This window comes from Streptomyces sp. NEAU-W12, assembly GCF_026242095.1.
Taxonomy (GTDB): domain Bacteria; phylum Actinomycetota; class Actinomycetes; order Streptomycetales; family Streptomycetaceae; genus Streptomyces.
This window is the reverse complement of sequence record NZ_JAPJDM010000003.1, coordinates 263,156-288,950: the sequence shown is the minus strand read 5'-3', so window position 1 is coordinate 288,950 and position 25,795 is coordinate 263,156. Positions and strand designations below refer to the sequence as shown.

The 25,795-nt window shown below is 73.1% G+C and carries 25 protein-coding genes and 2 pseudogenes; 12 read left to right on the top strand and 15 right to left on the bottom strand.

Going from position 1 to position 25,795, the window contains the following annotated elements; translation table 11 throughout:
* Positions 1 to 40: 40 nt before the first annotated feature.
* Positions 41 to 613 (bottom strand): ATP-binding protein, encoded by a 573-nt coding sequence (locus ORI94_RS05605; protein ID WP_266073004.1) that lies wholly within the window; start codon positions 611 to 613, stop codon positions 41 to 43.
* Positions 614 to 650: 37 nt separating this feature from the next.
* Here ORI94_RS05605 and ORI94_RS05600 point away from each other — a divergent pair, with 37 nt between their 5' ends.
* Together ORI94_RS05600 and ORI94_RS05595 are read left to right on the top strand one after the other, a co-directional pair.
* Positions 651 to 806 carry a Scr1 family TA system antitoxin-like transcriptional regulator gene (locus ORI94_RS05600; protein ID WP_266073002.1) on the top strand — a complete coding sequence of 52 codons (156 nt, stop codon included), beginning with the start codon at positions 651 to 653 and terminating at the stop codon, positions 804 to 806.
* Positions 803 to 988 (top strand): annotated as a pseudogene (locus ORI94_RS05595) (DUF397 domain-containing protein); the annotation flags it as partial. The gene ORI94_RS05600 and the pseudogene ORI94_RS05595, both read left to right, overlap by 4 nt.
* Positions 989 to 1,044: 56 nt before the next feature.
* Here ORI94_RS05595 and ORI94_RS05590 read toward each other — a convergent pair.
* The 3 genes and pseudogenes from ORI94_RS05590 to ORI94_RS05575 form a co-directional block, all read right to left on the bottom strand.
* Positions 1,045 to 1,689 carry a PhzF family phenazine biosynthesis protein gene (locus ORI94_RS05590; RefSeq protein ID WP_266073000.1) on the bottom strand — a complete coding sequence of 215 codons (645 nt, stop codon included), beginning with the start codon at positions 1,687 to 1,689 and terminating at the stop codon, positions 1,045 to 1,047.
* Positions 1,690 to 2,031: 342 nt separating this feature from the next.
* Entirely contained in the window at positions 2,032 to 2,799 is a 768-nt protein-coding gene (locus ORI94_RS05585) for a transposase family protein (protein WP_266072998.1), read from the bottom strand.
* Positions 2,800 to 3,769: 970 nt separating this feature from the next.
* Positions 3,770 to 4,064: pseudogene (locus ORI94_RS05575) on the bottom strand (transposase); the annotation flags it as partial.
* Between the two features lie 97 nt (positions 4,065 to 4,161).
* Here ORI94_RS05575 and ORI94_RS05570 point away from each other — a divergent pair.
* Positions 4,162 to 4,914 (top strand): transposase family protein, encoded by a 753-nt coding sequence (locus ORI94_RS05570; protein WP_266072996.1) that lies wholly within the window; start codon positions 4,162 to 4,164, stop codon positions 4,912 to 4,914.
* On the opposite strand, the gene ORI94_RS05565 is transcribed toward ORI94_RS05570, so the two are convergent.
* Complete coding sequence (locus ORI94_RS05565; protein ID WP_266072994.1) at positions 4,915 to 5,208, bottom strand: hypothetical protein; 294 nt, start codon at positions 5,206 to 5,208, stop codon at positions 4,915 to 4,917. It abuts the gene before it with no gap.
* 156 nt (positions 5,209 to 5,364) lie between these two features.
* Here ORI94_RS05565 and ORI94_RS05560 point away from each other — a divergent pair, with 156 nt between their 5' ends.
* Together ORI94_RS05560 and ORI94_RS05555 are read left to right on the top strand one after the other, a co-directional pair.
* Positions 5,365 to 6,117 carry an SCO4225 family membrane protein gene (locus tag ORI94_RS05560; protein WP_266072992.1) on the top strand — a complete coding sequence of 251 codons (753 nt, stop codon included), beginning with the start codon at positions 5,365 to 5,367 and terminating at the stop codon, positions 6,115 to 6,117.
* A gap of 45 nt (positions 6,118 to 6,162) precedes the next feature.
* A complete protein-coding gene (locus ORI94_RS05555) occupies positions 6,163 to 6,624 on the top strand; it encodes a hypothetical protein (RefSeq protein ID WP_266072991.1) in 462 nt (153 codons plus the stop codon).
* Positions 6,625 to 6,691: 67 nt separating this feature from the next.
* Here the strand turns inward: ORI94_RS05555 and ORI94_RS05550 are convergent, their stop codons facing one another.
* The gene (locus ORI94_RS05550) at positions 6,692 to 7,153 is read right to left on the bottom strand and encodes a DNA-binding protein (RefSeq protein ID WP_266072989.1); all 462 of its coding nucleotides are present in this window, start codon (positions 7,151 to 7,153) and stop codon (positions 6,692 to 6,694) included.
* Positions 7,154 to 7,365: 212 nt separating this feature from the next.
* On the opposite strand from ORI94_RS05550, the gene ORI94_RS05545 reads away from it, so the two are divergent.
* Both ORI94_RS05545 and ORI94_RS05535 read left to right on the top strand, forming a co-directional pair.
* Positions 7,366 to 8,535 (top strand): serine hydrolase domain-containing protein, encoded by a 1,170-nt coding sequence (locus ORI94_RS05545; protein WP_266072988.1) that lies wholly within the window; start codon positions 7,366 to 7,368, stop codon positions 8,533 to 8,535.
* 208 nt (positions 8,536 to 8,743) lie between these two features.
* Positions 8,744 to 9,799, top strand: coding sequence for a hypothetical protein (locus ORI94_RS05535; protein ID WP_416237779.1), 1,056 nt, complete (start codon positions 8,744 to 8,746; stop codon positions 9,797 to 9,799).
* A gap of 66 nt (positions 9,800 to 9,865) precedes the next feature.
* On the opposite strand, the gene ORI94_RS05530 is transcribed toward ORI94_RS05535, so the two are convergent.
* The gene (locus ORI94_RS05530; RefSeq protein WP_266072986.1) at positions 9,866 to 10,603 is read right to left on the bottom strand and encodes a bifunctional DNA primase/polymerase; all 738 of its coding nucleotides are present in this window, start codon (positions 10,601 to 10,603) and stop codon (positions 9,866 to 9,868) included.
* 184 nt (positions 10,604 to 10,787) lie between these two features.
* On the bottom strand, positions 10,788 to 11,444 hold the full coding sequence (locus ORI94_RS05525; protein WP_266072984.1) for a TetR/AcrR family transcriptional regulator: 657 nt from the start codon (positions 11,442 to 11,444) through the stop codon (positions 10,788 to 10,790).
* Between the two features lie 105 nt (positions 11,445 to 11,549).
* Here ORI94_RS05525 and ORI94_RS05520 point away from each other — a divergent pair, with 105 nt between their 5' ends.
* The gene (locus ORI94_RS05520) at positions 11,550 to 11,777 is read left to right on the top strand and encodes a DUF6243 family protein (protein ID WP_266072982.1); all 228 of its coding nucleotides are present in this window, start codon (positions 11,550 to 11,552) and stop codon (positions 11,775 to 11,777) included.
* Between the two features lie 691 nt (positions 11,778 to 12,468).
* Here the strand turns inward: ORI94_RS05520 and ORI94_RS05515 are convergent.
* Positions 12,469 to 13,152 (bottom strand): TetR/AcrR family transcriptional regulator, encoded by a 684-nt coding sequence (locus tag ORI94_RS05515; protein ID WP_266072979.1) that lies wholly within the window; start codon positions 13,150 to 13,152, stop codon positions 12,469 to 12,471.
* Positions 13,153 to 13,246: 94 nt separating this feature from the next.
* Here ORI94_RS05515 and ORI94_RS05510 point away from each other — a divergent pair, with 94 nt between their 5' ends.
* Positions 13,247 to 13,975, top strand: coding sequence for an NAD(P)-dependent oxidoreductase (locus ORI94_RS05510; protein WP_266072978.1), 729 nt, complete (start codon positions 13,247 to 13,249; stop codon positions 13,973 to 13,975).
* On the opposite strand, the gene ORI94_RS05505 is transcribed toward ORI94_RS05510, so the two are convergent.
* The 3 genes from ORI94_RS05505 to ORI94_RS05495 form a co-directional block, all read right to left on the bottom strand.
* Positions 13,972 to 14,985 (bottom strand): small ribosomal subunit Rsm22 family protein, encoded by a 1,014-nt coding sequence (locus ORI94_RS05505; protein ID WP_266072977.1) that lies wholly within the window; start codon positions 14,983 to 14,985, stop codon positions 13,972 to 13,974. The two genes, ORI94_RS05510 and ORI94_RS05505, sit on opposite strands and share 4 nt — an antisense overlap.
* A gap of 193 nt (positions 14,986 to 15,178) precedes the next feature.
* Positions 15,179 to 16,297, bottom strand: coding sequence for a serine hydrolase domain-containing protein (locus ORI94_RS05500; protein WP_266073231.1), 1,119 nt, complete (start codon positions 16,295 to 16,297; stop codon positions 15,179 to 15,181).
* Positions 16,298 to 16,308: 11 nt separating this feature from the next.
* A complete protein-coding gene (locus ORI94_RS05495; protein WP_266072976.1) occupies positions 16,309 to 17,751 on the bottom strand; it encodes a multidrug effflux MFS transporter in 1,443 nt (480 codons plus the stop codon).
* A gap of 184 nt (positions 17,752 to 17,935) precedes the next feature.
* On the opposite strand from ORI94_RS05495, the gene ORI94_RS05490 reads away from it, so the two are divergent.
* The 3 genes from ORI94_RS05490 (at position 17,936) to ORI94_RS05480 (ending at position 20,431) form a co-directional block, all read left to right on the top strand.
* The gene (locus tag ORI94_RS05490; protein ID WP_266072974.1) at positions 17,936 to 18,937 is read left to right on the top strand and encodes a Gfo/Idh/MocA family protein; all 1,002 of its coding nucleotides are present in this window, start codon (positions 17,936 to 17,938) and stop codon (positions 18,935 to 18,937) included.
* A gap of 414 nt (positions 18,938 to 19,351) precedes the next feature.
* Positions 19,352 to 19,894, top strand: coding sequence for a DoxX family protein (locus ORI94_RS05485; protein ID WP_266072972.1), 543 nt, complete (start codon positions 19,352 to 19,354; stop codon positions 19,892 to 19,894).
* Between the two features lie 60 nt (positions 19,895 to 19,954).
* Positions 19,955 to 20,431, top strand: a complete 477-nt coding sequence (locus ORI94_RS05480) for a MazG-like family protein (RefSeq protein ID WP_416237778.1) — start codon at positions 19,955 to 19,957, stop codon at positions 20,429 to 20,431.
* A 206-nt stretch (positions 20,432 to 20,637) separates the two neighbouring features.
* Here ORI94_RS05480 and ORI94_RS05475 read toward each other — a convergent pair whose 3' ends face one another.
* The 3 genes from ORI94_RS05475 to ORI94_RS05465 all read right to left on the bottom strand — a co-directional run bounded on the left by ORI94_RS05475 (position 20,638) and on the right by ORI94_RS05465 (position 25,672).
* Positions 20,638 to 23,175: an FtsX-like permease family protein gene (locus tag ORI94_RS05475; protein ID WP_266072970.1), complete on the bottom strand. Its 2,538-nt coding sequence runs from the start codon at positions 23,173 to 23,175 to the stop codon at positions 20,638 to 20,640.
* A gap of 3 nt (positions 23,176 to 23,178) precedes the next feature.
* Entirely contained in the window at positions 23,179 to 24,003 is an 825-nt protein-coding gene (locus tag ORI94_RS05470) for an ABC transporter ATP-binding protein (RefSeq protein ID WP_266072968.1), read from the bottom strand.
* A 145-nt stretch (positions 24,004 to 24,148) separates the two neighbouring features.
* Entirely contained in the window at positions 24,149 to 25,672 is a 1,524-nt protein-coding gene (locus ORI94_RS05465) for a peptide MFS transporter (protein ID WP_266072966.1), read from the bottom strand.
* Positions 25,673 to 25,795 lie beyond the last annotated feature (123 nt).

The window sequence follows — 25,795 nt, the reverse complement described above, 5'->3', positions numbered from 1 at the left end:
CCACCTCCTCTCGGCACGACCACATGGGCATGGCGCCACGTCATCCGGAGCACTCGCCCGTCCGCAGGGTCAACGGTGCGGCGGCGTGCACCCGCAGCGGCGGGCCCTCGGCGGGTTCCGGCACCACGGCGGGCCCGCCCGCTGCGTACGGGTCGCTCCGCGCACCGAGGACGGCCCGCCACTCGCCCCGCACCCGCAGCGCCTGCCCGGTCCGGACCGTGGCCGCCGCCACCTCGCGCGTCGCGGGTTCGGCCACGATGTCCGGGGCCTTCAGCTCCGCGAACCCCGTCTTCCCGAACCTGGCCGCGCGCTCCTCGTGCCCCCAGCGGTGTGCGAGCGCCGCCACGCGCGGCAGCCCCCGCCCGCCGGTCCCGTCCTCACCGGGCTCCCGGACCTCGGGCCGGCCACCCCCTGCGCCGCTCACCTCCAGCCGCAGCAGCCCTTCGGCAGCGGAACGTGCGATCCGCACCCCGATCCGCCGGTCACTCGGCACCGGCACGCGCAGCGCGTTGGTCACCAGTTCGGAGAGCACCGACTCGGCGTCTTCCAGAACCTCTTGGCCGACACCCCACCCGCCGAACACCGCATGCAGCAGCGCCCGCGCCCGGGGCACACTGCCGCGGCTGCGGGAAGCGACGGCGCAGGACCTCGTGCTGACAGAAGCGCCCACGGGCAACTTCTGGATGGAGCAGGAAGCCGAAGCAACCTACTACCGGGGCCTCTTCGACGACGCACGCACTGTCGCGCTGCCGCCGACGGAATCGCTCGCACTCATCCGTCGCACTGCCGAGGAGTTCACCGGATGAGCCTCGAACGCTTCACGGTCCTTGACCTGGCCGAAACCATATGGACCAAGAGCAGCTACAGCGGCGGACAGGGTGAGTGCCTCGAACTCGCCCACGACGTCCCCGCCCTTGCACCCGTACGCGACGGCAAGAACCCCAGCAGCCCGGCCATCCCCTTCAGCCGAGACGCGTGGCAGGCATTCGCCGCGCGCGTGGACCGACACTGGCTGCCTGACAGCACACAAGCCCTCATCGCAGTTCAGCGCTCCAAGACGACCCGCCCCCCGATCTCGGTCCATCCGTACGGCTGGGGTGCCGTGAGGATCTGGGATCCGGTGCCCTGGGTGATGTTGAGGGCGCGCCCCAGTCGGTCGGTGAGGAGGAGGGCGGCGGCGCCGGTCGCCTCGTCCTCGTCGATGCCGTCGTCACGGCCGGGGAAGGCACGGGCGCGGACCCGGCCGGCGGGCTCGTCCTCCCAGGCCCAGGCGTAGACCCACTCCCCCTTCGGCGGCACGGCCAGGTCGTCGACCTCGGCGGCGGTGGCGTAGTGGCGCAGGGTGCGCGGCGGCACCCACTCCGCGCGCGCCTCGATCCAGCAGAACTCCCCGTCCTGCCGTGCGCCCACCACCCCGGCGTGCGTGACCAGCTCGGGGACGTCGAGCAGCCAGGCCGCACCGACGCAGGGGTGACCGGCGAAGGGCAGGCGCAGGGTGGGCGTGTAGATGTCGATCACCCCGCGCTCGGGGTCGTCGACGAACACGGTCTCGCTGAAGCCGAGCTTCTCCGCGAACAGCTGCCGCTCGCTCCGCCCGGGCATGACGGAACCCTCGCGGACGACACCGAGCTCGTTGCCGTACCCGCCCCGGGGGCCGCAGAAGACGCGCACCACGTCGTAGTCAGTCACGGGGGCATTGAAGCATCGCGCAGCAAACGAGGTCGCCCCGCTCGCGGTGGCGCCGGTCTGGAGCCGACCGCTCCCGGGAGGACGCGAGCATCCGCGCCCACGTAGCTGGAGCGCGAGTTCGGCCTGACGCTGTCACCCGAGGTGGCCAAGGGCGCCCTTCCGACCGTCAGCCTCCAGCACCTGCAAGGCTGACCACCGGGTCCGTCTCCCGGCGGTAGTCCGCGCACTCGCTTCTCGCTGCCGTTGACGGCCCCGATCGTGGTCACAGTGGTCCAGTCCAAGACCAGTCACCGCTGGTGCCTGCTTGTACGGCGGTCGCCCGGACACAGTGAGGCTTTTCCATCATCGGTCCGAGCTGGCCAGATGCAGGGTAAGGAGGGCCTGGACGAGGCGGGTGATCCGAGTGGTCGAGCACCGCAGTCTGCGGAGGAGCCGCCAGGACTTGAGGGTGGCGACGGCCTGCTCGACGAGTGCCCGGATCTTCGCGTGGGACCGGTTCACCGCCTTCTGGCCTGTGGAGAGGGCCTCCCACCGTCCCCAGCACGGGATCCGGACGGTGCCGCCGGCACCCCGGTAACCTTTGTCCGCCCAGCACTGGAGACCGGCCTCGGTGAGGGCGTCGACGATGCCGTGTTCGCGGGCCGCGCGGACGTCGTGGACAGCTCCGGGCAGGGCGGGGGCGGCCCACAGCAGACGGCCGAAGGGATCGGCGAGGACCTGCACGTTCATCCCGTGCCTCTTGTGTTTGCCGGAGTAGGAGGGTCGGTCTGCGGCGATGCGGTCGATCGGCAGGAGCGTGCCGTCCAGGAGCAGGTATGCCTTCGTCGACGCGGTGCGCACGGCGTCGGCCAGGGTGGGGGCGAGGGAGGCCAGGAGGTCGACGGCCTCGGTGACGTAGCGGTATGCGGTCGTGGTTGCGACCTCGAATCCGGCCGCGAGCTGGGCATAGGTGTGTCCCACCCGCAGGTGGGCGAGCGTGAGGAGGGCCTGGCGGCCGGCGCTCAGACGCCGCCAACGGGAGGCGGTCGCACGGCGGTGCCGCCGCAACTGCTGCGTGAGGAAGCGAAGAGCAGAGCTGGACACGTCCAGTCCGGACGGGTAGACAAGCACGTGAAGCCTCCGGTGGAGACGGTTTCTTGGTCGAAAACCCGTCTACCAGGGGCTTCACCACGTTGTCAGCCCAACCACCAAGCACCACCCGCAGGTTGGAAAGGGCTCACTGGTCCGCACGCCGGGTGCCTTTCCCGGTGTGACTGCACGCGACCAGGCCCGCTCTGCCGGAAAGTTCACTCCGGTCCACGACGCCTGGTGGGCTGCGGCGGTCAGGGCTCACGGCGACGCCGAGGGCACCCGGGCTCTGATCGAGGTGCTCCTGCTGGGGCGCCACCTCGCGCACGGGCACATCGTCGCCGGCCTGGCCACCGCGCTACGGGCCGGGGCCCTGACCGCGGACGCGGTCGCGCTGGAGGCCCGCAACGGCGGCGAGTTCGAGGGTGACGACGGCTCGGACAGTGCTCCTGCGGCGATCAGAGTGGTCACGTGCCGAACACGGTCGCGCTGTTACTTCATCAAAACCGCAACCTCACGATCGTGGCGGTGTCTTCGGACTCCGAAGCTACGGATCCGGCGGCCCGGAATCGTCACCCGGAAGTGGACACTTTTCCGTAGCTCGCACGGGGGACGGGCCCAGGGCTTCGGTGTAGTCGGCCTCGTCCGTTTTGATCATGTGAGACCGAGAAGAGTGAGGGCGCGGGTTTGGCCCCGGGCTGCCCGTCGGAGGCCGGCGGCGATGTCGCGGATGCCGGCGAGGCGGAGGCTCCGATCGCGAGGTTTCTGCAGGTCGCCATCGCCCAGGGTGTATTCCCGGTCCGCAACCGGGAGGCGTCCTCGGCGAAGGTGACGTCTCTGCCGCGGTGCTGGGCCTCGACCCGCCTAGCCTCGCCGTTTCAGTTGGGGCTGCTGGGCGGGGAGCGAGGTTGCTTGAGGTCGTGTCGGCCGGTGGGCATGGTGAGAGCCTGACGCGGGGTCGGGTTTTCCAGGGTCTTGGGTCGAGGTGGGCGGGGACGGCAGGTCGGCTGGCGGGGCGGGATAGTGCGGTCAGGCGGTGGAATGCCGCGGCGAGTTCATGTCGCCAGGGCCAAGTCGCGGATATGCGGAGGGATGCGGCGGCCGCCCCGGGTGATCCGGGCGGCGACGTGCAGGAGCCGGTAGCAGAGTTTCCTGGGTTCGGCAGTCGCGAGTTCGCCGTCCAGCAGGAGGACGTGGGTCCAAGCGAGGAGGTCGATCGTCGCGAGGCTGAGTTCGAGCCAGGCGGCGCTGATGCCGAAGCGGCGCGAGGGGAAGCGGCCGAATCCGGTGGTTTTGCCGCACCGGACGTCCTGTGGTTGGACTGGCACCCCAGCAGCAGGCACGGAGAAAGCTCCTGGTAGACGGGTTCACGATCAAGATCACCAGTCCGCCAGGAGCTTTCGCGTGCTTGTTTGTCCGTCCGGCATCGATCTGTCCAGCCGTACCCTGCAGCACCTCTCCGGTCTTCTCGCAGGTCACCGTCGTCGGATCGGCTCCCGGTGGCGTCGCCTGACCTGCGGCCGGCAGGCCCTGCTCGTTCTGGCCCACCTGCGGTGCGGCGACACCTACGCGCGGCTCGCCGGAGGCTTCCGCATCGGGATCGCCACGGCCTACCGCTGCATACGCGAGGCCGTCGACCTCCTGGCCGCTCTCGCGCCCACGCCGGAACAGGCCATGGCTACTGTCGGGAAGAAGGCGTACGTGATCCTCGACGGCACCGTGCTGCCGATCGACCGCATCGCCGCCGACCAGCCGTACTACTCCGGGAAGAAGAAGCACCACGGGATGAACGTGCAGGTCCTCGCTGATCCCGCCGGACGCCTGGTCTGGGTCTCGGACGCACTGCCGGGGGCCACCCACGACCTGACCGCGGCGCGGGCCCACGGCATTCCCGCCGCCCTCGCCGCGGAGGACATCAAGTGCTCGGCCGACAAGGCGTACCAGGGCGCCGGCCCTGCTGTCCGTGTCCCGATCCGTGGCAAGCACCTGCGCGGCCGGCGTCGGCGTCACAACCGGGACCACGCGAAGATCCGCAGCCTCGGTGAACGCGTCATGGCGATCCTCAAGTCCTGGCGGTTCCTGCGGAAGCTCCGCTGCAGCACCACCCGGATCACCGCCGCCGTCCGAGCCGTCGTCACCCTCGAACTCGCCGCCTGATCAAGATGGAAAAGGCTCAGTGCCCGGCCGGTCGGCAGCCGCCCACCAGGCGATCACTCGGGCGGCCATCGCTTCGAGCCGCAGACCCAGGGGATCAAGCCCGAAGTGATCCTCCAGTTCGCGCCGCGGGAACTCACCGATCTCCGTCTGGCTCGCACCGCCACGGAGCCGCTGGAGCAAGGGGGCCGGCATGCAGGCGTACTCGTCCTGGACGAGGTCGGCGACGCCGATCGGATCCCATTCGTTGAGCAGATGCCGAAGGTCGCTCCCGGTGGAGAGGGTCCAGGGGCGCATGGCCCCAGAATGCCACCCGGAAACGACCGCCGTGGACGAGGGTGGAGCACTTTCCGGAACTCCCGTGCGGGGGTGAGTACGTGTACTCATCCCCGCACGGGAGTTCCGGTCCACCGTTGAGAGCGCCAAGCCTGGGCCGACCTGAAGGAACCCGCGATGCCGAACGACTCCCGCCCGCGCAGCCTCCCGCACCGGCTCCTTGCGCTCGCCACGGGCAACTGGCTTGCCAGGAGCTATCTGGCTGTCCTCGCTCTCTCCGTACCGGCCATGTTCCTCTTCCCGGAGAACGGCTTCGCCTCGATCCCTCTGCTGCTCACGGCGCCTCTCTCCCTCCTGGCTGCGGTTCTGCCCTTCGGTCCGGGCGCGGAGGGTGGCGAGGCGGTCGAGGTGCCGGCCATCACCTTCTGGGCCGCATGGCTCCTTCTGTGTGCCTTCGTGAACGCCGCCGTGCTCGGCGCTCTCCTCGCGAAATCCACGATCACCGTGTCGCCCGGCTCGCGTGAGTCCCTCCCGCGTATCTCCGGCCCCTCGGAGCGGGAGGGAACGGACACTGCTCGCCGTGCGAGCCCTGGTGTGCGCAGGGCTCGGTCCCTACTGGCCCCCGCAATGGACAACTGGCTCGCGCGCGGGTATCTCGCCGTGGTCGCGTCGTCGCTGGGGTTCTTCCTCGTCGCCGCGTACCTGCTGCCGGACCCGGGGTTCGCCGGGATCTGGCCGCTCATGACCACGGCACCGCTCAGCATCGTCGCCCTCCCGGTGGCGTCCCCCGCCGAATGGAGCTCCTCGCTCGCCTGGCTGGGTCCGTTGCTCTTCTCCGCCGGTGCGGCTCTGTCCGGACTGTTCAACGCCGTCCTGCTCGGTCGGCTCGCACGCACGCTGCGGGCGCGGGAAGCACGCCCGGTCGCCTGACACCTCCGCTCCTGCCTTCGCGGTGGTGGGCTAACGTGCTTCGGCATGAGGGAAATCGGGACGGGATCCAGACTGGCTGCCGCCGTGGCCGCTTCGGGGCTGCTGCTGGTGGGCCTGCCCGCGGTGTACTTCCTGACCGCCTACGGCTGCGGCGAGGGAGAGGACCGGCTCGCCGAGGCGATGGCCCACGAGACGGTCCTGGACACAGCGCCGGACGGGGCGGGCCGGGCGAACCGCTACCAGGAGTGCGACGACGACGACCGCTTCGTGGTCGTGGGGAGGCAATACCCGCACGACAGCTCACCGAGGACGGCTTTGCGGCATTACCGGAAGGCTGCCCAGGCCGACGGCTGGCGGCCTGGGGCCGCGGCCGGCGGCGGGACGGTGCCCGGCTGCTTCACCAAGTCGGTGGGCGGAACAACCGCATACCTCGTTGTGGAGGGCCCGGAGAAAGGCGTTCTCCACGTGGAGATCGTCGCGGATCACGCGGAGTCGGAACGGTGCTGAGTTCACGATGACCGCCTGATCGAATGTCTTGAAGCGCGAGGTGCACGGAGGCGTACCGCGGGCCCTTCTACTCCGGGCCTTCCTCGGCGGCCGCCGTGCGGCCGACCAGGCGTTCGTAGCGTTGCCTGGCCGCCTGGGGGGTACCGAGGCCGAGGCCGAAGGCGATGTCCTGCCAGGTCATCCCGCGGCCTCGGGCCATCTGGAGGAGGCCGGTCTCCAGTTCGTCCAGCTCCCCGCGGACCAGGGGCACCAGGCTCAGCGCGGCCGTGACGTCGGCCCGGTCCACCTCCGGTTCACCGTCGTCCACCTGTGCGGCCCCGCTGAGCAGGAACGACACGAGCCGGACGGCCTCGTGCGGGCCGAGGACCGAGGGGTGGACCTGCCGGCGGCGCTGCTCGTCGGTGGCCGCGTGCCGCTCGGCGATGCGGAACAGGGACGCGTGGGCGCGCTGCGCCCGCGCCTGCTCCGGGTGCTGGGGCGTGAAGGGGTCGGGGTGGGGCTCGGGGCACTGTTCGGGAGTCGACTGCATGGGAGAAGGATGCAGCGCCCCACGGCCACTTACCAACAGATTATTTTAAACGATCCGTTCAAGCAGCCTGTGCAACCAGGGGTCACCCGGAGAACCGGGCCCCGGACATGAGGGGTTGGGCTCCTCTTCGCGCAGGATCCCGGTGGCGTGCGTGCTCGCCAGGATGGAGTCCGTCCGAAGCGCTGCCCCCTGGGAAGCAGGAGAACCCGTACATGAATGCCCGTCGCCCTGTCCGTATCGCCGTTTCCTCCGCGTTGTTGGCCGGGCTGGCTCTCGGCCCCCTTGCCGGGGTGTCCGCCGCCCGTCCCCCCGGGCCGGCTTCCGCGGCGGCCGTCTCGTCCGTCGGAGTCGCTCCCGACCCTGCCGGTCCCGACGTCGGCGCTCTGGAGAAGGCCCTCACCGGACTCCCCGACGGGGACGTCTCGGCCGCTCTCGTCCGGGTCGGGGGCGAGGGGAGTTGGGCGGGGGCCGCCGGGGTGCGGGATCTGCGGACCGGGGCCCCGGCTCTGGAGAACGCCCGGTTCCGGGCCGGGTCGACGACCAAGGTGGTCACCGCGGCGCTGGTGCTCCAGCTCGTCGCGGAGGGACGGGTCGAGCTCGACGCGCCCCTCACCCGCTATCTGCCCGGTCTGCTGCCGGCCTCCTTCACCGAGCCGCCGACCGTACGGCACCTGCTCACCTACACCAGCGGTCTGCGGCCCGGGGCGAACCTCGGCTCGACCACCGAGGAGATGTACCCCCACCGGTTCCGGACCCTCGATGCCGAGCGGGTGGCGGCCACGGCGGTCGCGAAGGGGCCGGCCTTCACGCCCGGGAAGCGGCAGGTGTACCAGAACATCGACTACACCGTGCTCGGCCTGCTGGTCGAGAAGGTGACGGGCGACCGTTACGAGCACCAGGCCGACGTACGGATCCTCCGTCCGCTGGGCATGCGGCACACCGGCTTCCCCGCCGGGCCGGACCCGCGTGTCCACGGCCCGCACCACCGGGCCTACACGGACATCGGCGGCCGGACCACCGACGTCACGGAGTGGAACATGTCCGACCGCTGGGCGGTCGGCAACATGATCTCCACCACCGCCGACCTGGAGCGGTTCCTGGTGGCCCTGTTCCGGGGGCGGGTGGTGCCGCAGCCGCTCCTGGACCAGATGTTCGTCGTCCCCGACGTCGAGGGCGCGTCCTACGGCATGGCGCTGCAGCGCTTCGTCCACGACGGGACGGAGATCTGGGGCAAGACGGGGTCCCGTCCCGGCTACCACACGGTGCTGGCCGCGACCCGGGACCTGTCCCGGACGGTGGTGTACTCGGTGAACGCCAAGAGCGCCCGGGAGGACGGCTTCCCGCTCGTCGCCCGGTTCGCCCTGCCTGCCTTCGACCGGTAGGACGTACAGGACGTGAGGACCGGGAAGGGCGCCTCCCCTGTCGGGGGCGCCCTTCCCGGCCGCGCCGTCACGCCCCCTCCCCACGCTCCCCCGCCCGGGCGGGTCCCGCGCCGGGTCACGGTGTGGCCGCTGTGTCCGGTCCCGGCGTTCGCGCCGCACCCCGCCCCGGTAGGGTTCGGCTCCGGGAAGGGGAAGGTGAAGGATCCGGATGAGCAGGTATCTCGGCCTTCGAAGGCTTCGCGGGTTCCGCGGGTTCCGCGGGTTCCGCGGGTTCCGCGGGTTCGACCGGAGCGTGCTGACCGCGGCCGCCTCGGTGACCGCTCTGTCGCTGACGGCGAGCGGCTGCGTGGTGGTGCACGGTGAGCGGGAGGTGCTTCCGGCCACCACCCGCGCCGAAGCGGCCACGGCACTCCAGGAGTTCACGGCCGCCTACAACAAGGCCGACAAGGCGTACGACAGTTCCCTGGACGCCGACCACACCACCGGTGCGCTCGCCGACATCGACACGGCGCGGCTGACGGCCGGGAAGGCCAACAGCCCGGACGGCAATCCCCGGCACGCGCCGCTGAAGCTGACCGACGCGAAGTTCACCATCCCCAAGAAGGCCGGCTGGCCCCGCTGGTTCCTCGCGGACGCGGCCGGCAACAAGGGCGGCGACTCCCGCTGGCTGCTGGTGTTCACGCGCAGCGGGCTGGACGAGACCTGGCAGGCGGCGTATCTGACGCTGGTCGCCCCGGACGAGATGCCCGGGTTCGCGGTGGACGAGGACGGCTGGGCCGAGGCGGTGCCCGCGAACGCGACCGACGTGGCCGTACCGCCCGGCGAGTTGAGCGCGGCGTACGCGACCTATCTGAAGAACGGCGAGGACGGCGGCAGCGCCGCCTTCGCCGAGGGGCCGCACACCAGCGCGTGGCGGGCGCTGCGGACCAAGCAGTCGGCCCGGCCGGGGCTGGCCACGCAGTACATCGACGAGCCGATGACGAACGGCGACTACGCGCCGCTGGCGCTGCGTACCGGGGACGGCGGGGCGCTGGTCTTCTTCACCACGCGCCACTTCGAGAAGCAGACGGCCGCCGCCGGGACGTCCGTGCCGACGCCGAACAAGGACGTACTGGCGCTGACCACCGGCGAGATACGGCAGACCCTGACGATGGAGTTCGTGTCCAACGAGGTGGCCCTGGCCCCGGGCGACGCCGGCGGTGGCGACGGCGAGGTGGAGGTCCTGGGGCGGATCCAGGGGCTGACGTCGGCGAAGGGCGAGTAGCGCGTCCGCCGCCGTCGCCGCCCTGCGGCGTGACCGGACCGCGGGGGACCGGGGTGCCGCGGCGGGTCAGCGGCGCGAGGGCCAGGCCGCGGCGGCCGCCTGGTCGGGGTGCTCGCCGACGTGGCGGGCGCAGGCGTCGGTGAGGTATTCCAGCAGGCTCAACGGGTCGGGCAGCGGATGCTCGGGGCCGCGGAGCCAGTGCACCGACCGGCTGTCGTCGCCGGGCAGCCGCGCGGGCGGCACCAGGACGTACGAACCGCGGCAGTGCCAGCGCAGGCCCGGATGCTCGTCCATCGTCTCGGGGTGGCAGTCCAGCTCGCACGGCCACCATTCGTCCTCGTCCTCGGGGGTGCCCCGGGTGAGGGTGAAGAACAGCATGCGGCCGTCGTCGCTCTGTGCGACGGGACCGACCTCGACCCCCGCCTCCAGCAGGCGCTCCCACGCCTCGTGACCGGCTTCGAGGGGCACGTCGAGTACGTCGTGCACCATGCCGGTCGCGGTGATGAAGTTGGCCTGCGGCTGGTGGCGGGCCCAGCGCTCGATCTGGGAGCGGTCGGTGGTGGACTGCGTCTGCCAGGCGAACGAGACGGGGTGCCGGGCGGGAGTGGGACAGCCGACGCGGTCGCAGGAACAGCCGTATCCGGCCGGGTGGGCGGCGGGCGCGAGCGGGAGTCCCGCACCGGCGGCGGCGAGCAGCAGAGCCTCGCGGCCGCCTTCGTCGACGGCCGGTTCCGGGCGGCGCCCGCGCAGCCATCGGGAGAGTTTGCCCTGCCTGCCGGTCCTACCGCCGAACTCCGCGCTCATCTAGCTCCTCGCCTCGCCGTCGTGCTGCACAGCATGCCCCATGGTCTCATCATCCTGCGCCTCCGGGGGCCGGAGCCCATAATCGGCGCAGCCGGGACAAGCGGGGCCCGGACGTGACGAGGGGTGCCCCACAGGGTGGAAGGTATGCCCGTGCGGCGCGCTCGCCCTTCGGTACCGGGCCCGGTCAGCGGGGTGCGATGCCGCCCAGGGCGTAGTCGACGAGGGTGTCGGTGTACTCGTAGGAGATCGGCCCGGTGTACTGCAGCCAGCGCTGGGCGAGTGGTGAGACGAACAGTTCCAGGGCGATGCGCGGGTCGATCCCGGGGCGGACGTCGCCCGCCTCCTGCGCGGAGCGCAGCCGGTCGACGTAGAGCTGGAGCGAGGGCTCCAGCAGCTTGGCGACGAACCTCCGGCCGAGCTCCTCGTTGACGACGCCCTCGGCGGCCAGGGCGCGGGTGGGCGCCTCGAACGCCGGGTTGTGCAGCTCGTCGACCGTGGCGCGCAGGACGAACTTGAGGTCGGCGGCGAGGTCCCCGGTGTCGGGGATGCCCTGGCCCTGCGGCCCTCCTCGCCCGTCCTCGACGGTCCCGCGCTCCTCCGCGGCGGTGCGGGCGGTCTGCTCGCCGAGGTCGAGGAAGGCCTCCAGCAGGACGTCCGCCTTCGACGGCCACCACCGGTAGATCGTCTGTTTGCCGACGCCGGCCCGGGCGGCGATGCCCTCGATCGTGGTCTTCGGGTAGCCGACCTCCACGACCAGGGCGATGGCCGCGTCGTAGATGGAGCGGCGGGAGCGCTCGCTGCGGCGGGTGGAGTCGGGGGACGAGGAGCTGTTCGAGGCCATGTCTCGAATTTACCAGGTTGACAAGACGATACGTCTCGCCTGAGAGTGGGGGGAGGTTGAGCGAGACGATACGTATCGTCACGTTCTTGAAGAATGGAGATCACCATGTCCCGAGGCGGATCCGGAAACATGCTGGGCGTCGGCGGCACCCGACAGCACCTCGGCCGCGAGGCCCTGCGCGGTGGCGGCCGCGGCGGCCGCATCGGCGGCGGGCTCGACGCCCGGTCCCGGAAGCGCGAACTGCTGCGCGGGCTCCAGGAGCGGCGGGAGCAGGAAAAGCGGCAAGAGCAGCAACGGGAAGGAAGCGCCGGAGAGCCCGGGAACCGGGCCTGAACCGGGCCCGGTGTCCTGCGCCGGAGGTCCGTCGGCACAAGCGGACGAGGGGATCGAGGGCCCCTTCGGTGGTCCCGGCCCGGACGAACGGTTCGGGATCTTCGTTCCGGTCCTTGGCCCAGCGGCGGATGCCGGCTTCGAGTGCCTGTACGTCTTCGTGGGCGCCGCGGCGGATCATCCGGTCGGCCGGGAAGCCGAACCACCGCTCGACCTGGTTGCCCCAGGAGGAGCCGGCCGGACGTGACCACGACCGCTTCCATCCGGTCAACACTGATGGCGGGCGGCCGGCCCGGCCGGGGCTCGTCAACGAGGCCGTCAGGCGGTCGGCGAGGAACCGTCGCCGCCACTTGCGGACGGTGCCGGCGGCCACCCGCGGATCCCGGGCGGCCGCCACGACCGGCGGCACCTCCGGGCCCGCGCGCGCGGGCACGGTCCCTTGTCGTACTGGCTCCAGTGGCCGTGAGCGGTTCCGTGCCCGCGCGCGGGCCCGGTCCGCGCGCGGGGCCAGCGCCCGGGCCGATGCCGCCCGACGCGTCCACCGCTCCGACACCGCCCGCTCACCGGCGGACGACAGCAGCGGTTCCGGCTTCGGGTCCTGACGGGGAACTGACGCACCAGCAGGAGAAGTCACCTTGCATCCGAGGATCAACCACTGGCACAGGAAGCCGCCTGGAAGAGTGATGAAGATCCTCTAGGCGTCCGCGGTCTCGTCCGGGTGGAGGGCGTCCAGGATGAGGGTGAGGCCGAAGGTGAACTCGTCGGCGTAGTCGTAGCCGGGCTCGAGGACGTGCTCGGTGGTCAGTTCGGTGAGGTGGGGGTAGGTGTCGGCGGGCATTTCGCGCAGGATGGCGCCTGCGACCTCGTCCAGCTCCGCCGCGCCCGTGAACGGCAGGCTCAGTTCCTGGAGCACGAAGCCGTACAGGTAGCTGTCGATCAGCGAGATGGCGTGCGCGGTCATGGGGACGGAGAACCCTCCGGCACGCAACGCCCCGATGACGGCGTCGTGGTGGCGCAGGGTCGCGGGGCCGGGCCGGGAGCGGGAGTCCATGAGGCCGATGGCCCACCGGTGACGCCGGAGGACGGCACGGGCGGAGGCCGCGCGATGACGCATGGCACTTCTCCAGTCCGTGTCGCGCGGCGGCAGGTCGATCTCGCCGAACACCGCGTCCACCATGCCGTCGAGGATGTCCTCCCGGCCCGCCACGTGGTGGTAGAGCGACATCGCCTCGACTCCCAGCGGTTCGGCGACGGCCCGCATGGTGAGCGCGGCCGCCCCCTTCTCGTCCGCCACCGCCACCGCCGCACGAATCACGCGCTCGCGACTGAGCGGGGTGCGCGCCGACGCCCCGCGCCGACGCTTGCCTCCCTCACGCATCCGACCCTCCCGTTCGCCCCCCTTGACTGCCTTACAGCGTAAGTCTAGCGTGCCTTACAACATAAGGTGAGCGTTCCGGTGAAAGGGCTGTGCCATGGGTACGGATCGTGTGAAGAAGGTCTGCGTCGTCGGGGCTTCGGGGAAGCTCGGGCAGTACATGGTCGGGCACGCGCTGGAACGCGGTTACGAGGTGGTCGGCGTGTGCCGGGAGCGCAGCGTGCCGAAACTGGCCGGGTTCGAAGGCCGGATGACCGTCGTTCCCGGACCCACGAACGACCCTGAGGTGATCCGGCGGGCGGTCGCCGGGTGCGACGGGGTGCTGACGGTCCTGGTGCCCTGGGGTGTACAGCAGTACGCGTCGGGCACGGCGCAGGCGGTGCTCGACCATGCACGGCCGGGTGCGCGCCTGGTCTTCTCCTGCGGCTGGCACATCACGCGCGACGGCAAGGACAAGTACTCGCGGATGTTCACCACGGGCGTCCGGATCGCCGCCGCGCTGGGCAGGCTGGTCCGCGCCGTCGAGATCGACGACCAGGTGGAGGCGTGCCGACGGGTGTTCGCCAGCGACACCCGGTGGACCGTGGTGCGCGGCAGCAGCCTGGAGGAAGGTGAGAGCCAGGGTCTGCCGGTGTGGAGCCGGCACGTGGGCGATCCGGTCCTGGCCAGCAACCTGACGCGCCGGGTGGACTTCGCGCTGTTCATGGTGGAAGCGCTCACCGACGACACGCTCGTCCAGGAGGCCCCCGCGATCGTCGGCTGCCGGACTCCCAGCGCCTTCGCCCATACCGGCGGCTCTCACGACCTCCCGGGACAGAACACCTAGTACGCCTCGCCGGCCGGCGGCGGCCAGGGCGCGCCCCAGTCGGTGTCCCGGGCCGCCCGGTACAGGTCGCCGTGGCGTTTGGTGACGGTGGCGCGGCGCAGGGCCGGGTCCGTCTCGCAGAGGTCGAGGAGGACCTGGCCCTTGCGGATCTGCGGCTTGCGGACGACGCGGGCGGGGGCGGGGCTCGCCGGGAGGCGGGTGGCGGCGACGTAGCTGAACTTCTCGTCCTCGTAGGCGAGGGATCCGCCCTTGACCTGGCGGTGCAGCGAGGAACGGCTGACCCGCGCCGAGAAGTGGCACCAGTCCGTGCCGGGGACGATCGGGCAGGCGGCACTGTGCGGGCAGGGGGCGGCGACCCGGAAACCGGCCCGGATCAGCCGGTCGCGGGCCTCGATGACGCGGGCGTAGCCGTCGGGGGTGCCGGGCTCGACGATCACGACGGCCCGGGCGGCACCGGCGGCGGCGTCGACGAGGGCGGTGCGGTCGGCGCCGGTCAGTTCGTTGAGGACGTAGGAGACGGTGACGAGGTCGGCGGGCTCGAGGGTGAGCGCGGCGCCGATCCGGGAGCGCTGCCAGCGGATGTCCGCGAGGGCGGGGTGGGCGGCGGCGAGTTCCCGGCCGAGGGCGAGGGCGGGCTCGGCCCAGTCGAGGACGGTCACCGGCCGCTTCCCGTCCCAGGTGGCGCTCGCCGCCCAGGCCGCGGCGCCGGTTCCGCCGCCGAGGTCGAGGTGGTCGCCGGGCGTCCAGCCGGGCACCGCGTCGGCGAACGCCGTCAGCGCGGACCGTACGGCCTCGAAGGTGGCGGGCATCCGGTACGCGGCGTACGCGACGACGTCCGCGCGGTCGCGCAGGATGGGCGCCGCGGTCGGGGTGGCGCCCCGGTAGGTGGCGATCAGCCGCTCGACGGCCTGCGCCGCCTGCCGCGGCGGAAGCCCGTCGAGCAGCCCGGCGAGCGCGCCGCGCAGGGTGTCGGCGGGAGAGCCGGGCGAGGCGGGAGCGAGGGCGTTCACCTCGCGATTCTACGGCGCGGGCGGACGACCCCCGCCACCGGCCACGACGCCGCACCCGCTCCACCGCGGCGGCCGTCGTCGGGAGGAGTCCCAGGAGCGGGACGGACGCCCGCGGAGGGACGGGCCCACGCCGGGACCGGATCCGAGCACGTCGGCGGTTTCGCCACGACGGCCCGCCGGGCCGGGGCGGCCCTCACTTCCCCCGGACCGCGCGGGCCACGCGCGTGGCCGCCGCCGCGCGGGGGCCGTTGGACGGGGCCTGCGGGCGGCGGGGATGGACGGTGTTGGCGAGGAGGACGAGGTAGGTGCCGGTGGCGCGGTCCAGCACCAGGGAGGTGCCGGTGAAGCCGGTGTGGCCGGCCGCGCCCCGCCCGGCCAGCTCCCCCATGAACCACGGCTGGTCCACGGCGAAGCCCAGGCCGGGCGGGGCGAGGAGCAGGTCCACGAAGTCGGGGCCGAGGATGCGGGCGGGGCCGTACGAGCCGCCCGCCAGCAGGGCGCGGCAGAAGACCGCCAGGTCGGGGCCGGTGGAGAAGAGACCGGCGTGGCCCGCGACACCGCCGAGCGCCCAGGCGTTCTCGTCGTGCACCTCGCCCCGCAGCATGCCCCGGTCCGCCTTGGCCCAGGGCCGCCGCTGGTCCTCGGTGGCCGCCGCGCCCGGGCACGGGCCGAAGCCGGTCGCGGTCATGCCGAGCGGCCGGGTGATGCCGTCGCGGACGAGCACGTCGAGGGCGTGGCCGGTGAGGCGCTCCAGGAGGTGCTGGAGCAGCAGCATGTTCAGGTCGGAGTAGCAGTACGTGCCGGGCACCCCGATCGGCCGCTCCGCGCGGAGCCGGGCCAGGCGCTCGGCGTCGTCGGCACAGTCGTACAGCGGGAGTTCGGGGCGCAGCCCGGAGGTGTGGGTGAGCAGCTGCCGGACGGTGACGCCGTGCCGTACGGCCGCCGGGAAGTCCGGCAGGTACGAGCCCACCCGGGCGTCGATGCCCAGGGTGCCGCGCTCGATCTGCTGGACGGCGGCCACCGAGGTGAACAGTTTGGTCAGGGACGCCAGGTCGAAGGGGGTGTCCACGGCCATCGGCACGCGGTCGCCGGGCGGCAGTTCCACCGCGGCCCCGGTCCGCTCGTCGTACGCCGCGTACCGTACGGCCCAGCCCACCGCCTCCCGCACGGCGAGCACCGGGCCCCGGCCGGCGACCACGACGGCGCCGGCGGCCCAGAGGTGTTCCCCGGCGGTGCGGGCGCGGACCTCGCGGACGAGGGCGGCGAGTTCGCGGGGGTCGAGCCCGGCCCGTTCCGGTGTCCCGTGACGCAGTCTCGGTGCGCTCAGCTGTCCGCCTCCGCTCTCCCGGTACCACGGGTTCCGTCGGTTCCGTCGGCTGTACTGCTTCCGCCGGGTCCGCCGGCCGCGCGGGGACGCAGGGTGATTCCGTCGTCCGTGGCCGTGCGCCCGCGCCAGGGGCGGCACATTCCCAGGAAGCAGGCCGACGCCACCAGGGCCGCGGTCAGTTGGACGACGCCCATCGGAACGGCGGTGTCCTCGCCCGCGATCCCGACCAGCGGGGAGGCGATGGCACCGATGAGGAAGGACGACGTGCCGAGCAGGGCGGACGCGGAGCCCGCGGAGTGCTTGACGCGCATCAGGGCGAGCGCCTGGGTGTTGGGCATGGTGATGCCCATGGCGGACATCAGCACGAACAGCGCGACGGCCATCGGCGCCAGCCCGACGTCCCCGAACACGCCCAGCGCCATCAGCAGCACCGCGGTCGAGGCGGTCACGACGACGGCGAGCCCGAGGCCGAGCACCCGGTCCAGCCGGACCCTGCCGACCAGCACCTTGCCGTTGATCTGGCCCATGATCACCAGGCCCACCGAGTTGATCCCGAACAGCAGGCTGAACGTCTGCGGGGAGGCCCCGTAGATCTCCTGGACGACGAACGGGGAGGCGGCGACGTAGGCGAAGAGACAGGCGAAGGCGAAGCCGCCGGTGAGGACGTAGCCGCTGAAGGCCCGGTCGGCGAGCAGCCCGCGCATCGAGCCCAGCGCCTCCCCGATCCCGCCGCGGTGCCGTTCGGCGGGCTCCAGCGTCTCCGGCAGCTTCGCCCACACCACGGCCGCCATCAGGACGCCGAGGGCGGTGAGGACGACGAAGACACCCCGCCAGTCCGTGACCCGCAGCACCTGCCCGCCGATGAGCGGGGCGACGATCGGGGCGACGCCGGAGACCAGCATGAGGGTGGAGAAGAAGCGGGCCATGGCCACGCCGTCGTACAGGTCACGGGCCACCGCCCGCGCGATGACGATGCCGGCCGCGCCCGAGAGGCCCTGGGCCAGCCGGAAGGCGATGAGGAGTTCCACGCTGGGCGCGATCGCGCACAGCGCGGTGGCGACGATGTAGGCGGCGAGGCCGACGAGCAGCGGCCTGCGGCGCCCCCACCGGTCGCTCATCGGTCCCACCACCAGCTGCCCGAGCGCCATACCGGCCAGGCAGGCGGTGAGGGTGAGCTGGACGGTGGACGCGGTCGACCCCAGCGACCGGGTGACCTCGGGGAGCGCCGGGAGGTACATGTCCATCGCCAGCGGGGCGGTGGCGGTCAGGCTGCCCAGGATGAGCGTGAGCAGGAGGGTCGCCCGGGTCGCCCCGGTCACCCGTACCGGGGTCCCCGGGTTCCCGCGGGGGCTCCCCCTGCCCGCGGTGGCTGTCGCAGTGGCCGTGCCCGGCGCCGTACTCGATGTCGTGGTGGATGTGGACGCCCCGCCCTCGGGCATGTGGCCCCTCCCTCTCTGGTTTGTAGGCTCCCTATGCTCTCAGCCCGTACGGGGTGCTCGCCCGGAGCGGCGTTCCCGGGTGAAGATGTTCGCGAGGATGTCATGGGAGCGGTTCCACGGAAGAGTGACCGGGACCACGAACGACGAACGAACCATGCACCACGAACGAGCAAGGGCGGAACGGATGACAGGGCAGAACGTGCGCTGGGGAATTCTGGCGACGGGCGGCATGGCCGCGACGTTCACGGCGGATCTGGTCGATCTGCCGGACGCGGAGGTCGTGGCGGTGGCCTCGCGGTCGCCCGAGCCGGCGAAGGCGTTCGCCGAGCGGTTCGGGATACCGCGGGCGTACGGCGACTGGGAGTCGCTCGCGCGGGACGAGGAGGTCGACATCGTCTACGTCGCCACCCCGCACTCGGCGCACCGGACCGCGGCCGGGCTGTGCCTGGAGGCCGGGCGGAACGTGCTGTGCGAGAAGCCGTTCACCCTCAACGCGCGCGAGGCGACGGAACTGGTCGGCCTGGCACGCGACCGGGGGCGCTTCCTGATGGAGGCCATGTGGATGTACTGCCACCCCATGGTGCGGCGGCTGAAGGCGCTGATCGACGACGGCGCGATCGGTGAGGTGCGCACGGTGCACGCCGACTTCGGGCTGGCGGCGAACGTCCCCGCGTCGCACCGGTTGCGGGACCCGGCGCTGGGCGGCGGCGCGCTCCTGGACCTGGGCGTGTATCCGGTGTCGTTCACGCAGTTGCTGCTCGGGGAGCCGTCGGACGTCGTGGCGAAGGCCACGCTCTCGGAGGAGAAGGTAGACCTCCAGACGGGCGCGCTGCTCTCCTGGGAGAACGGGGCCGTCGCGTCGGTGCACTGCTCCATCGTCAGCGGTACCGCGACCTCCGCGTCGGTCACCGGTTCCGAGGGCCGGATCGACATCCCGTACGGCTTCTTCTTCCCGGACCGGTTCGTGCTGCACCGGGAGGGCCGGGACGCGGAGGAGTTCACCGCGGACCCGGCGGACGGGTCCCGCAACACCCTCAAGCACGAGGCGGCCGAGGCGATGCGCGCCCTGCGGGCCGGCGAGACCGAGTCCCCGCTCGTCCCGCTGGACGGCACGCTCGCGGTGATGCGGACGCTCGACGCGATCCGGGAGCGCATCGGCGTCCGCTACCCCGGGGAAGCCGGCTGAGCCGATCCGGAGACCGACCCTCCGGAATCCGCAAGCCGCACAACGGAAGGCAACGGTCCGCAGCAGGGGGCCGGTGGCGGGCGTACGCCCGGCCTTCCTGCACGAAAGCCTCACATGTGGGGCCGATGGCTTCCGTGGACTCCGCAGACCACGTCGAGGGGGAGGAGGCGGCAGTCGTTCCACCGCACCGGCAGGGGGCGGACCCGCGGGGGACCGCGGGGTACGCGCCGGTGGGCGGGACGGCTGCCGCGTCGGTCTGCCGTGCGGCCGCCCCCAGCGCCGGCCGCACCACCCGAACGGCGGACGGCCGCAGGCAGGGCCGGACGCCGGGGTGCGACGGTGGTCACGCCAAGCGACTGCGACTGGCACCGGCACTGCTCGGGGACTGGGACTGCTCGGGGACCGGGAGACGACGTGACCTGTTACGACCGACGTGATCTGGGCCTGCTGCTGCTCCGGCTGGGGACGGGCGGCGCCCTGGCGGCCCATGGCACGCAGAAGTTGTTCGGCTGGTTCGGCGGAGGCGGGATCGAGGGCACCGGCCAGTTCATGGAGACCATCGGCTACGCACCGGGCAGGGTCAGCGCGATGACCGCGGGCCTCGCGGAGGCGGGCGGCGGCACGCTGCTCGCACTCGGCCTCGCCACTCCGGCGGCGGGTGCGGCGGCGGCCGGGGCGATGGCGGGCGCGGCCGCCGTGCACGCGCCCAACGGCTTCTTCAACCAGGAGGGCGGCTACGAACACGCCGCGACCCTGGGGCTGACGGCGGCCGGCCTCGCCGTCACCGGGCCCGGCCGCCTCTCGCTGGACCACGCCCTCGGGCACTCGGCCGACCGGGACTGGATGGTCGTCGCGGCCTTCGCCGCGACCGCGGCGGCCACGGCGGTCGTCGTGGGCGCACGCAGCCGGCGCCTGCGCAGGGCGCGGGAGGGCGAGCAGGAAGTTCTGTTCGACTGACGGCCGGCGGGTCGGGCGGCCGGTCGGGCGTTGTCGGCGCCCTGTGCCAGGGTCTGGCGTATGAGCGACACGCATCCGAGCCCGATCCCGAACCCGCCCGTGTCCCCCTCCTTCCCCTTCTCCCCGTCCCCGGCCGCTCCCCCGGCGGCCTCCTCCCCGCCCCCCGCCTCGTCGCCGGACGGTCTCTGGGACGCCGTCGACGGCCTGCACGCCTGGCTGGACGCCCGCCGCGCGGTCGACGGCCGGGAGGCGCTGCTGCTGCGTGTGCTGAAGCTGTCCGAGGAGGTCGGCGAGGTCGCCGAGGCGGTGATCGGCGCGACCGGGCAGAACCCGCGCAAGGGCACCACGCATTCCTGGGAGGACGTCGGTTCGGAGTTGTGCGATGTCGCCCTCACGGCGCTCGTCGCCCTGCGCTCCCTCACCCCCGACGCCGGTGAGGTGTTCACCCGGCATGTGGCGCAGGTCACCGCGCGCTCGCTCGGCCCGGACGCCCGTGCCACCGGTCGGGAGCGCCGGGCGGCGCCGCCCTCCAGGTAGTGGGGGACGGCGGGAGCCCTGCGGCCGGTGCGGCCGGTGGTGGGGGCCAGGTCCGGCTTGGCGCAGCAGGCGGCAGCGGTGACGGCCGGTCGGCGCAGGGCGATCAGCGCAGGGATGCCGGTTACGGGACCGGCCCCGACGCTGCCGCGACGGGGCCGGATCACGGGTTCCGGCTCGGCCTGCCGCGGCCGCCGGACGCTCCGTCCTCACTCCCGGATGCCGATGCCCCGGACCGGCGGGGTGCGCAGGAGCCGGCCGACGGGCAGCATCGTGGCGATCAGCGCGAGCGCGACGGTGCCGCCGGTGATGGCGATCCAGCCGCCGGCCGGGACGTACGGGATGCGCTGTCCGGCGACGGCGTTGACGACCGAGGTGAGGGTGACGGCGGCGATCGCCCCGCCGATGAGGAGCGCCACGCCGAGCAGGCCGGCCTGCTCGGCGTGGACCATGCGCTTGACCTGGCCGCGGGTGACGCCGACCAGGCGCAGCAGGGACAGTTCCCTGGTCCGGGCGAGGGCCGCCATGATCAGGGTGTTGGCGGCGGCGAGCGCCGCGTAGCCCACCAGGACGGCGATGAGCAGCTTGTTGAGCCAGCCGCTGACGGCCAGGTCGCGGGCGAGTTCGCCGGTGAGGGTGCCGGTGGCGACGACGGAGATGGCCGGGTGGCGGCCGGCGAGGTCGGTCAGGGCCTCGCGGGTGCCGGCGCCGGCGTCCGGGGCGGTGCGGACGAGGACCCGGTCGTCGAGTCCGGTGACGGTGTGCCCGGTGAGGGTCCGGGTGTGGAGGGTGACGTCGCCGAAGCCCCAGCCGCGCTCGTACAGGGCGACGACCTCCAGGGTGACGGGGGTGCCGTCACCGAGCCACAGCCGGGCCGCGGTGCCGAGTTCCCAGCCGGCCGCGTCCGCCTGGGCGGTGGACACCGCGACGGTGCCCTTCGCGAGGCCGGCGAGGCTGCCCGACCGTACCTTCAGGTCCAGGGTGCGTTCGGCGCCCCGCGGGTCGATGCCCTGCGCGACGACGGCCTGGGCTCCCAGGTCGTTCGGCACGACGACCGAGGTACGGCGCACGCCCGTCGCGGCGACCACGCCGGGGATGCGGCGGGCCTTTGCGGTGGCGGACGCGGGCAGGCCGGTGCCGGCGACCAGCGCGTGCTGGGCGAGGGTGCCGTCGCGGCTCTGGACGACGGTCTGGCGCTGGAGGTTGTCCTGGAGGAACCAGACGGAGCCGCCGAAGCCGACGGAGAGCACGAGCGCGGTGAGGACGGCGACCGTGCCCCGGGCGTTGGCCCGCAGGTTCGCGGCGGCGAGGTAGCCGCTGTTGCCCCAGACGCCCCGCAGGACGGGGCCGAGGAACCGGGCGGCGGCCTGGTTGATCCAGGGGGCCAGCAGGGCGGTGGCCAGGACGAACGTGTAGAGCATGCCGACCGCGGCGTTGAGGGCGGTCTGGCCGTCGGTGGCGCCGGTGAAGCCGGTCAGGGACACGGCCCCGGCGAGGGACACCAGGCCGGTGACCATCCGTGCCCTGCTGCCGGGGCCGGGTTCGACGGCGGCCTCGCCGAGCGCTTCGGTGGGCCGGATGCGGGTGGTGCGCAGCGCGGCGATCCAGGCGGAGGCCAGCGCCACGGCGGCGACGGCGGCAGTGACCGCCGCGCCGGACAGCGGGCCGCCCTGCACGGTGAAACCGTCGGGGACGAAGGCGCGGGCGACGAGTCCGTCACGGATCCGTCCGGTGACGACGAGCCCGAGGGGGACGCCGACGGCCGCGGCGAGGACCGTGAGCAGGCCGACCTCGCCGAGGATCATCCGCCGTACCTGGCCGGGGGTCGCGGCGACGGCGCGGAGCAGGGCGAGGTCGCGGCGGCGGTGCCGTACGGAGAGGCCGACGGTGCCGGCGACGACGAAGGCGATGATCATCGCGGCGTAACCGGCGAAGGCGCCGCCGGCCTGCAGGGTGAAGTCCCGCGCGGCCCTCGCCTCGGGCTGTTCGGCCAGGCCCCGGTCGTCGCCGGTGTAGGTCGTCGCCCCGGCCTCGTCGGTCACCTCGCGGACGCCGGCGAGGAGGGCGTCGCGGTCGGCGCCGGGGGCGGCGAGGACGCCGACGGCGTCGAAGCGTTCGGGGTGCGGGTCGAGGCGGGCGGCGTGCGCGTCGGTGAAGAAGAGCGCCGCGCTGCCCGTGGCGTCGGGATCACCCTCCGCCTCCACGATCCCGCTGATCCGGTAGGAACGGCTCGTTCCCCCGGTGATGATCTCCGTGGAGTCGCCGGGGCCGAGCCCGGTGCCGGCGAGGAGGCGGGCGTCGACGGCGATCTCCCCCTCGGAGCGGGGCGGGCTTCCGTCGACCGTCCGGTACGGGGCGAGGGCTGCGCTCGCCCAGCCGTGGCCGGTGGCCGGCACGTCCGGGGCGCTCGCGGCGGTGACGGCGAGAAAGCGGTCGCCGACGGCGCGGTCCACGCCGGGCACGGCGGCGAGCCTGTCGGTCAACGACGCGGGTACGCTGCCGCGTTCGGGCAGCGTGACGGTGGTGTACTCGGTCTCGCCGAACATCTCGGCGGACACGGTCAGGTCCCGGTCGGCGACGACGGCGACCGTCCCCGCGTACCGCTGCGACTGACCGTGGTAGCGCCAGCCGGACTCCACGAGCAGCGCGCACGCCATGAGGACGGCGACGCCGGCGGCGAGGGCGGCGAACGTCGCCACGAAGCTTCCCTTGCGGTGGCGCAGCATCTGCGCGGCCGGAGTGAGCACGGGTCAGCCCTCCCGGCGCGCGGCGGGCCGGGCGGCGGACTGCGCGAAGGCCTGCGCGGCGGCCGGCTCGGCGGACGGCACGGCGGACTGGTGGCGGCCGAGGTGGGCCAGTTGCTCGGCGATCCGCTCGGCACCGGGCTGCGGCACGTCCCGCACGACCCGCCCGTCGGCGAGGACGACGACCCGGTCCGCGTAGGACGCGGCGACCGGGTCGTGGGTCACCATGACGACGGTCTGCCCGGTCTGGTCGACCACCGACCGCAGCAGCGACAGGACTTCGGCCGCGGTGCGGGTGTCGAGGGCGCCGGTGGGCTCGTCGCAGAAGATCACCTCGGGGCGGGTGACCAGCGCCCTCGCGATCGCGACCCGCTGCTGCTGGCCGCCGGACAGCTGCGAGGGCCGGTGCCGCAGCCGGTCGCCGAGGCCGACCCGGGCGACGACCTCGACGACCCACGCCGGGTCCGGCCGCTGCCCGGACAGCCGCGAGGGCAGCAGGATGTTCTGCTCCACGTTCAGGGCGCCGACGAGGTTGAACGCCTGGAACACGAAGCCGATCCGGCTGCGGCGCAGTTCGGTCAGCCGCTTCTCCGTCATCGACGCGAGATCGGTGGCCCCGATCCGGACCGTCCCCGCATCGGGCCGGTCCAACCCGGCCGCACAGTGCAGCAGCGTGCTCTTCCCGGAGCCGGACGGCCCCATCACCGCGGTCGCCGTGCCCCGGGCGAAGCGGACGTCGACGTCGTCCAACGCCACCACCGGCTGATCACCGCCGTACGTCTTCCGTACGCGGTCGAGGCTGACGGCGAAGTCGGCCGAGGTCACTGACATGGTGAAACGCCTTCCGGGCGAGCGTGAAGCGGAACACCCCGACGCTAGAACCCGCGCCCGCGCCAACCCATCCCACCAGTGACCCACCCGGTGGTGGCGCAGGCACTACCACCGGGTGGGGGGTCGCGGGTCGCGGGTGGTGCGGTCAGACGCCCAGGCGGCGGGTCAGGGGGCGGCGGCAGAGGAACAGGACGGTGCCGGTGACGAGGGCCACGGCGCCCAGGGCCAGGAAGTAGACGGGGCCCGGAACCTGGTCGCCGGAGGCCTTCAGGGCGTTGCCGCCGATGCCGCCGCCGAGGGCACCGGACAACCAGAACAGGGCGACCATCTGGCTGACGAAGGTGGCGGGGGCGATCGCCGTGGTGGCGCTCATCCCGATGGGGGCGAAGGCCACCTCGCCTCCGGCCAGCAGCAGGAAGGACAGCAGCAGCCACAGCGGCGACACCCGGCCGCCGTCCGCCACGAGGGTCGCGGCCACGGCCATCACCAGGTAGGCCGCCGCCACCGCGCCCATGCCGACCGCGTACTTGGCCGCCGTCGGGACGCGGTCGCCCGCCCGGGTCCACAGCCAGGCGAACAGCGGCGCCAGGACGAGGACGAACAGCGGGATCGCCGCCTGGAACCAACTGGCGGGCACCGTACCGCCGAGCACCTCGCGGTCGGTGGCGTGCTTCGCGAACAGCGCGAACGCCGAACCGCTCTGGAGGAACAGCGCCCAGAAGACGGCCGAGGCGAGGAAGAGCCAGGTGTACGTGCGCACCCGGACCCGTTCGGCGGCGGTCAGCAGCGGGTTGCGCAGCAGCCGCCAGAAGCAGACCACCGGCAGCACCACGCAGAGCAGGCCGATCAGCGCCATCAGGTGGCCCATCCGGAACGTGCCCGCCGCGGCGTCGGCGCCGTAGACGAGGACCACGAGTGCGGTGGCGGCGAAGCTCACGCGGAACACGCGCGTGCGCTGTGCCGGAGTGGCGGACCGTTCCGGTGCCCGGCCCGTGGTGCCGAAGTGGCGGGCGCCACGGACGTACTGGAACAGGCCCAGGCCCATGCCGAGCGCGGCGGCGCCGAAACCCAGGTGCCAGTTGATGCCCTCACCGAGCACGCCCACGACGATCGGCGCCAGCAGGGCGCTGACCTGGACGCTCATGTAGAAGACGGCGAAGCCCGCGTCCCGGCCCGCCCGGTCCTCGCGGTCGTAGAAGGCACTCAGCAGGCTCGCCATGTTGGGCTTGAGCAGGCCGGTGCCGCAGGCGATCAGCAGCAGGCCGGGGTAGAGGGACCAGGCGACGGGCACGGCCATCGACAGGTGTCCGAGGCCGATCAGGATGCCGCCGTGCAGTACGGCGCGGTGCGCACCCAGGACGCGGTCACCGATCCAGCCGCCGGGGACGGAGGCCAGGAACACCGCGGCCATGTAGGCGCCGTACAGCATCGCGGCGTCGCCGGCGGACATGCCGAGGCCGCCGCGGTCGGTGTCCTCCGTCGCGTACAGGACGAGGATCGCGGTCATGCCGTAGAAGCTGAAGCGTTCCCAGATGTCCGTGCCGAACAGCGTGGTGAACCAGCGGGGGCGGCCCAGGAGGCCCGGGCCGGCCGCGGCGCGCGGGCTCTTGGCGGCGGCGGGGGCGGGAGGCGGGGTCGGGGCGGTGGGTGGCTGGGGCGGGGCGGCCATGGGGGTCCTCCGGGAGACGTCGGGCGGCGCGGCGCACCCGAGCCTCGCCGGGCGGGTTCGACGACGGCTCGAGTTCCGCTCGGGAGGAAGGGGCGTGCGGGATGTGCGGCGCCCGGCCGGGGG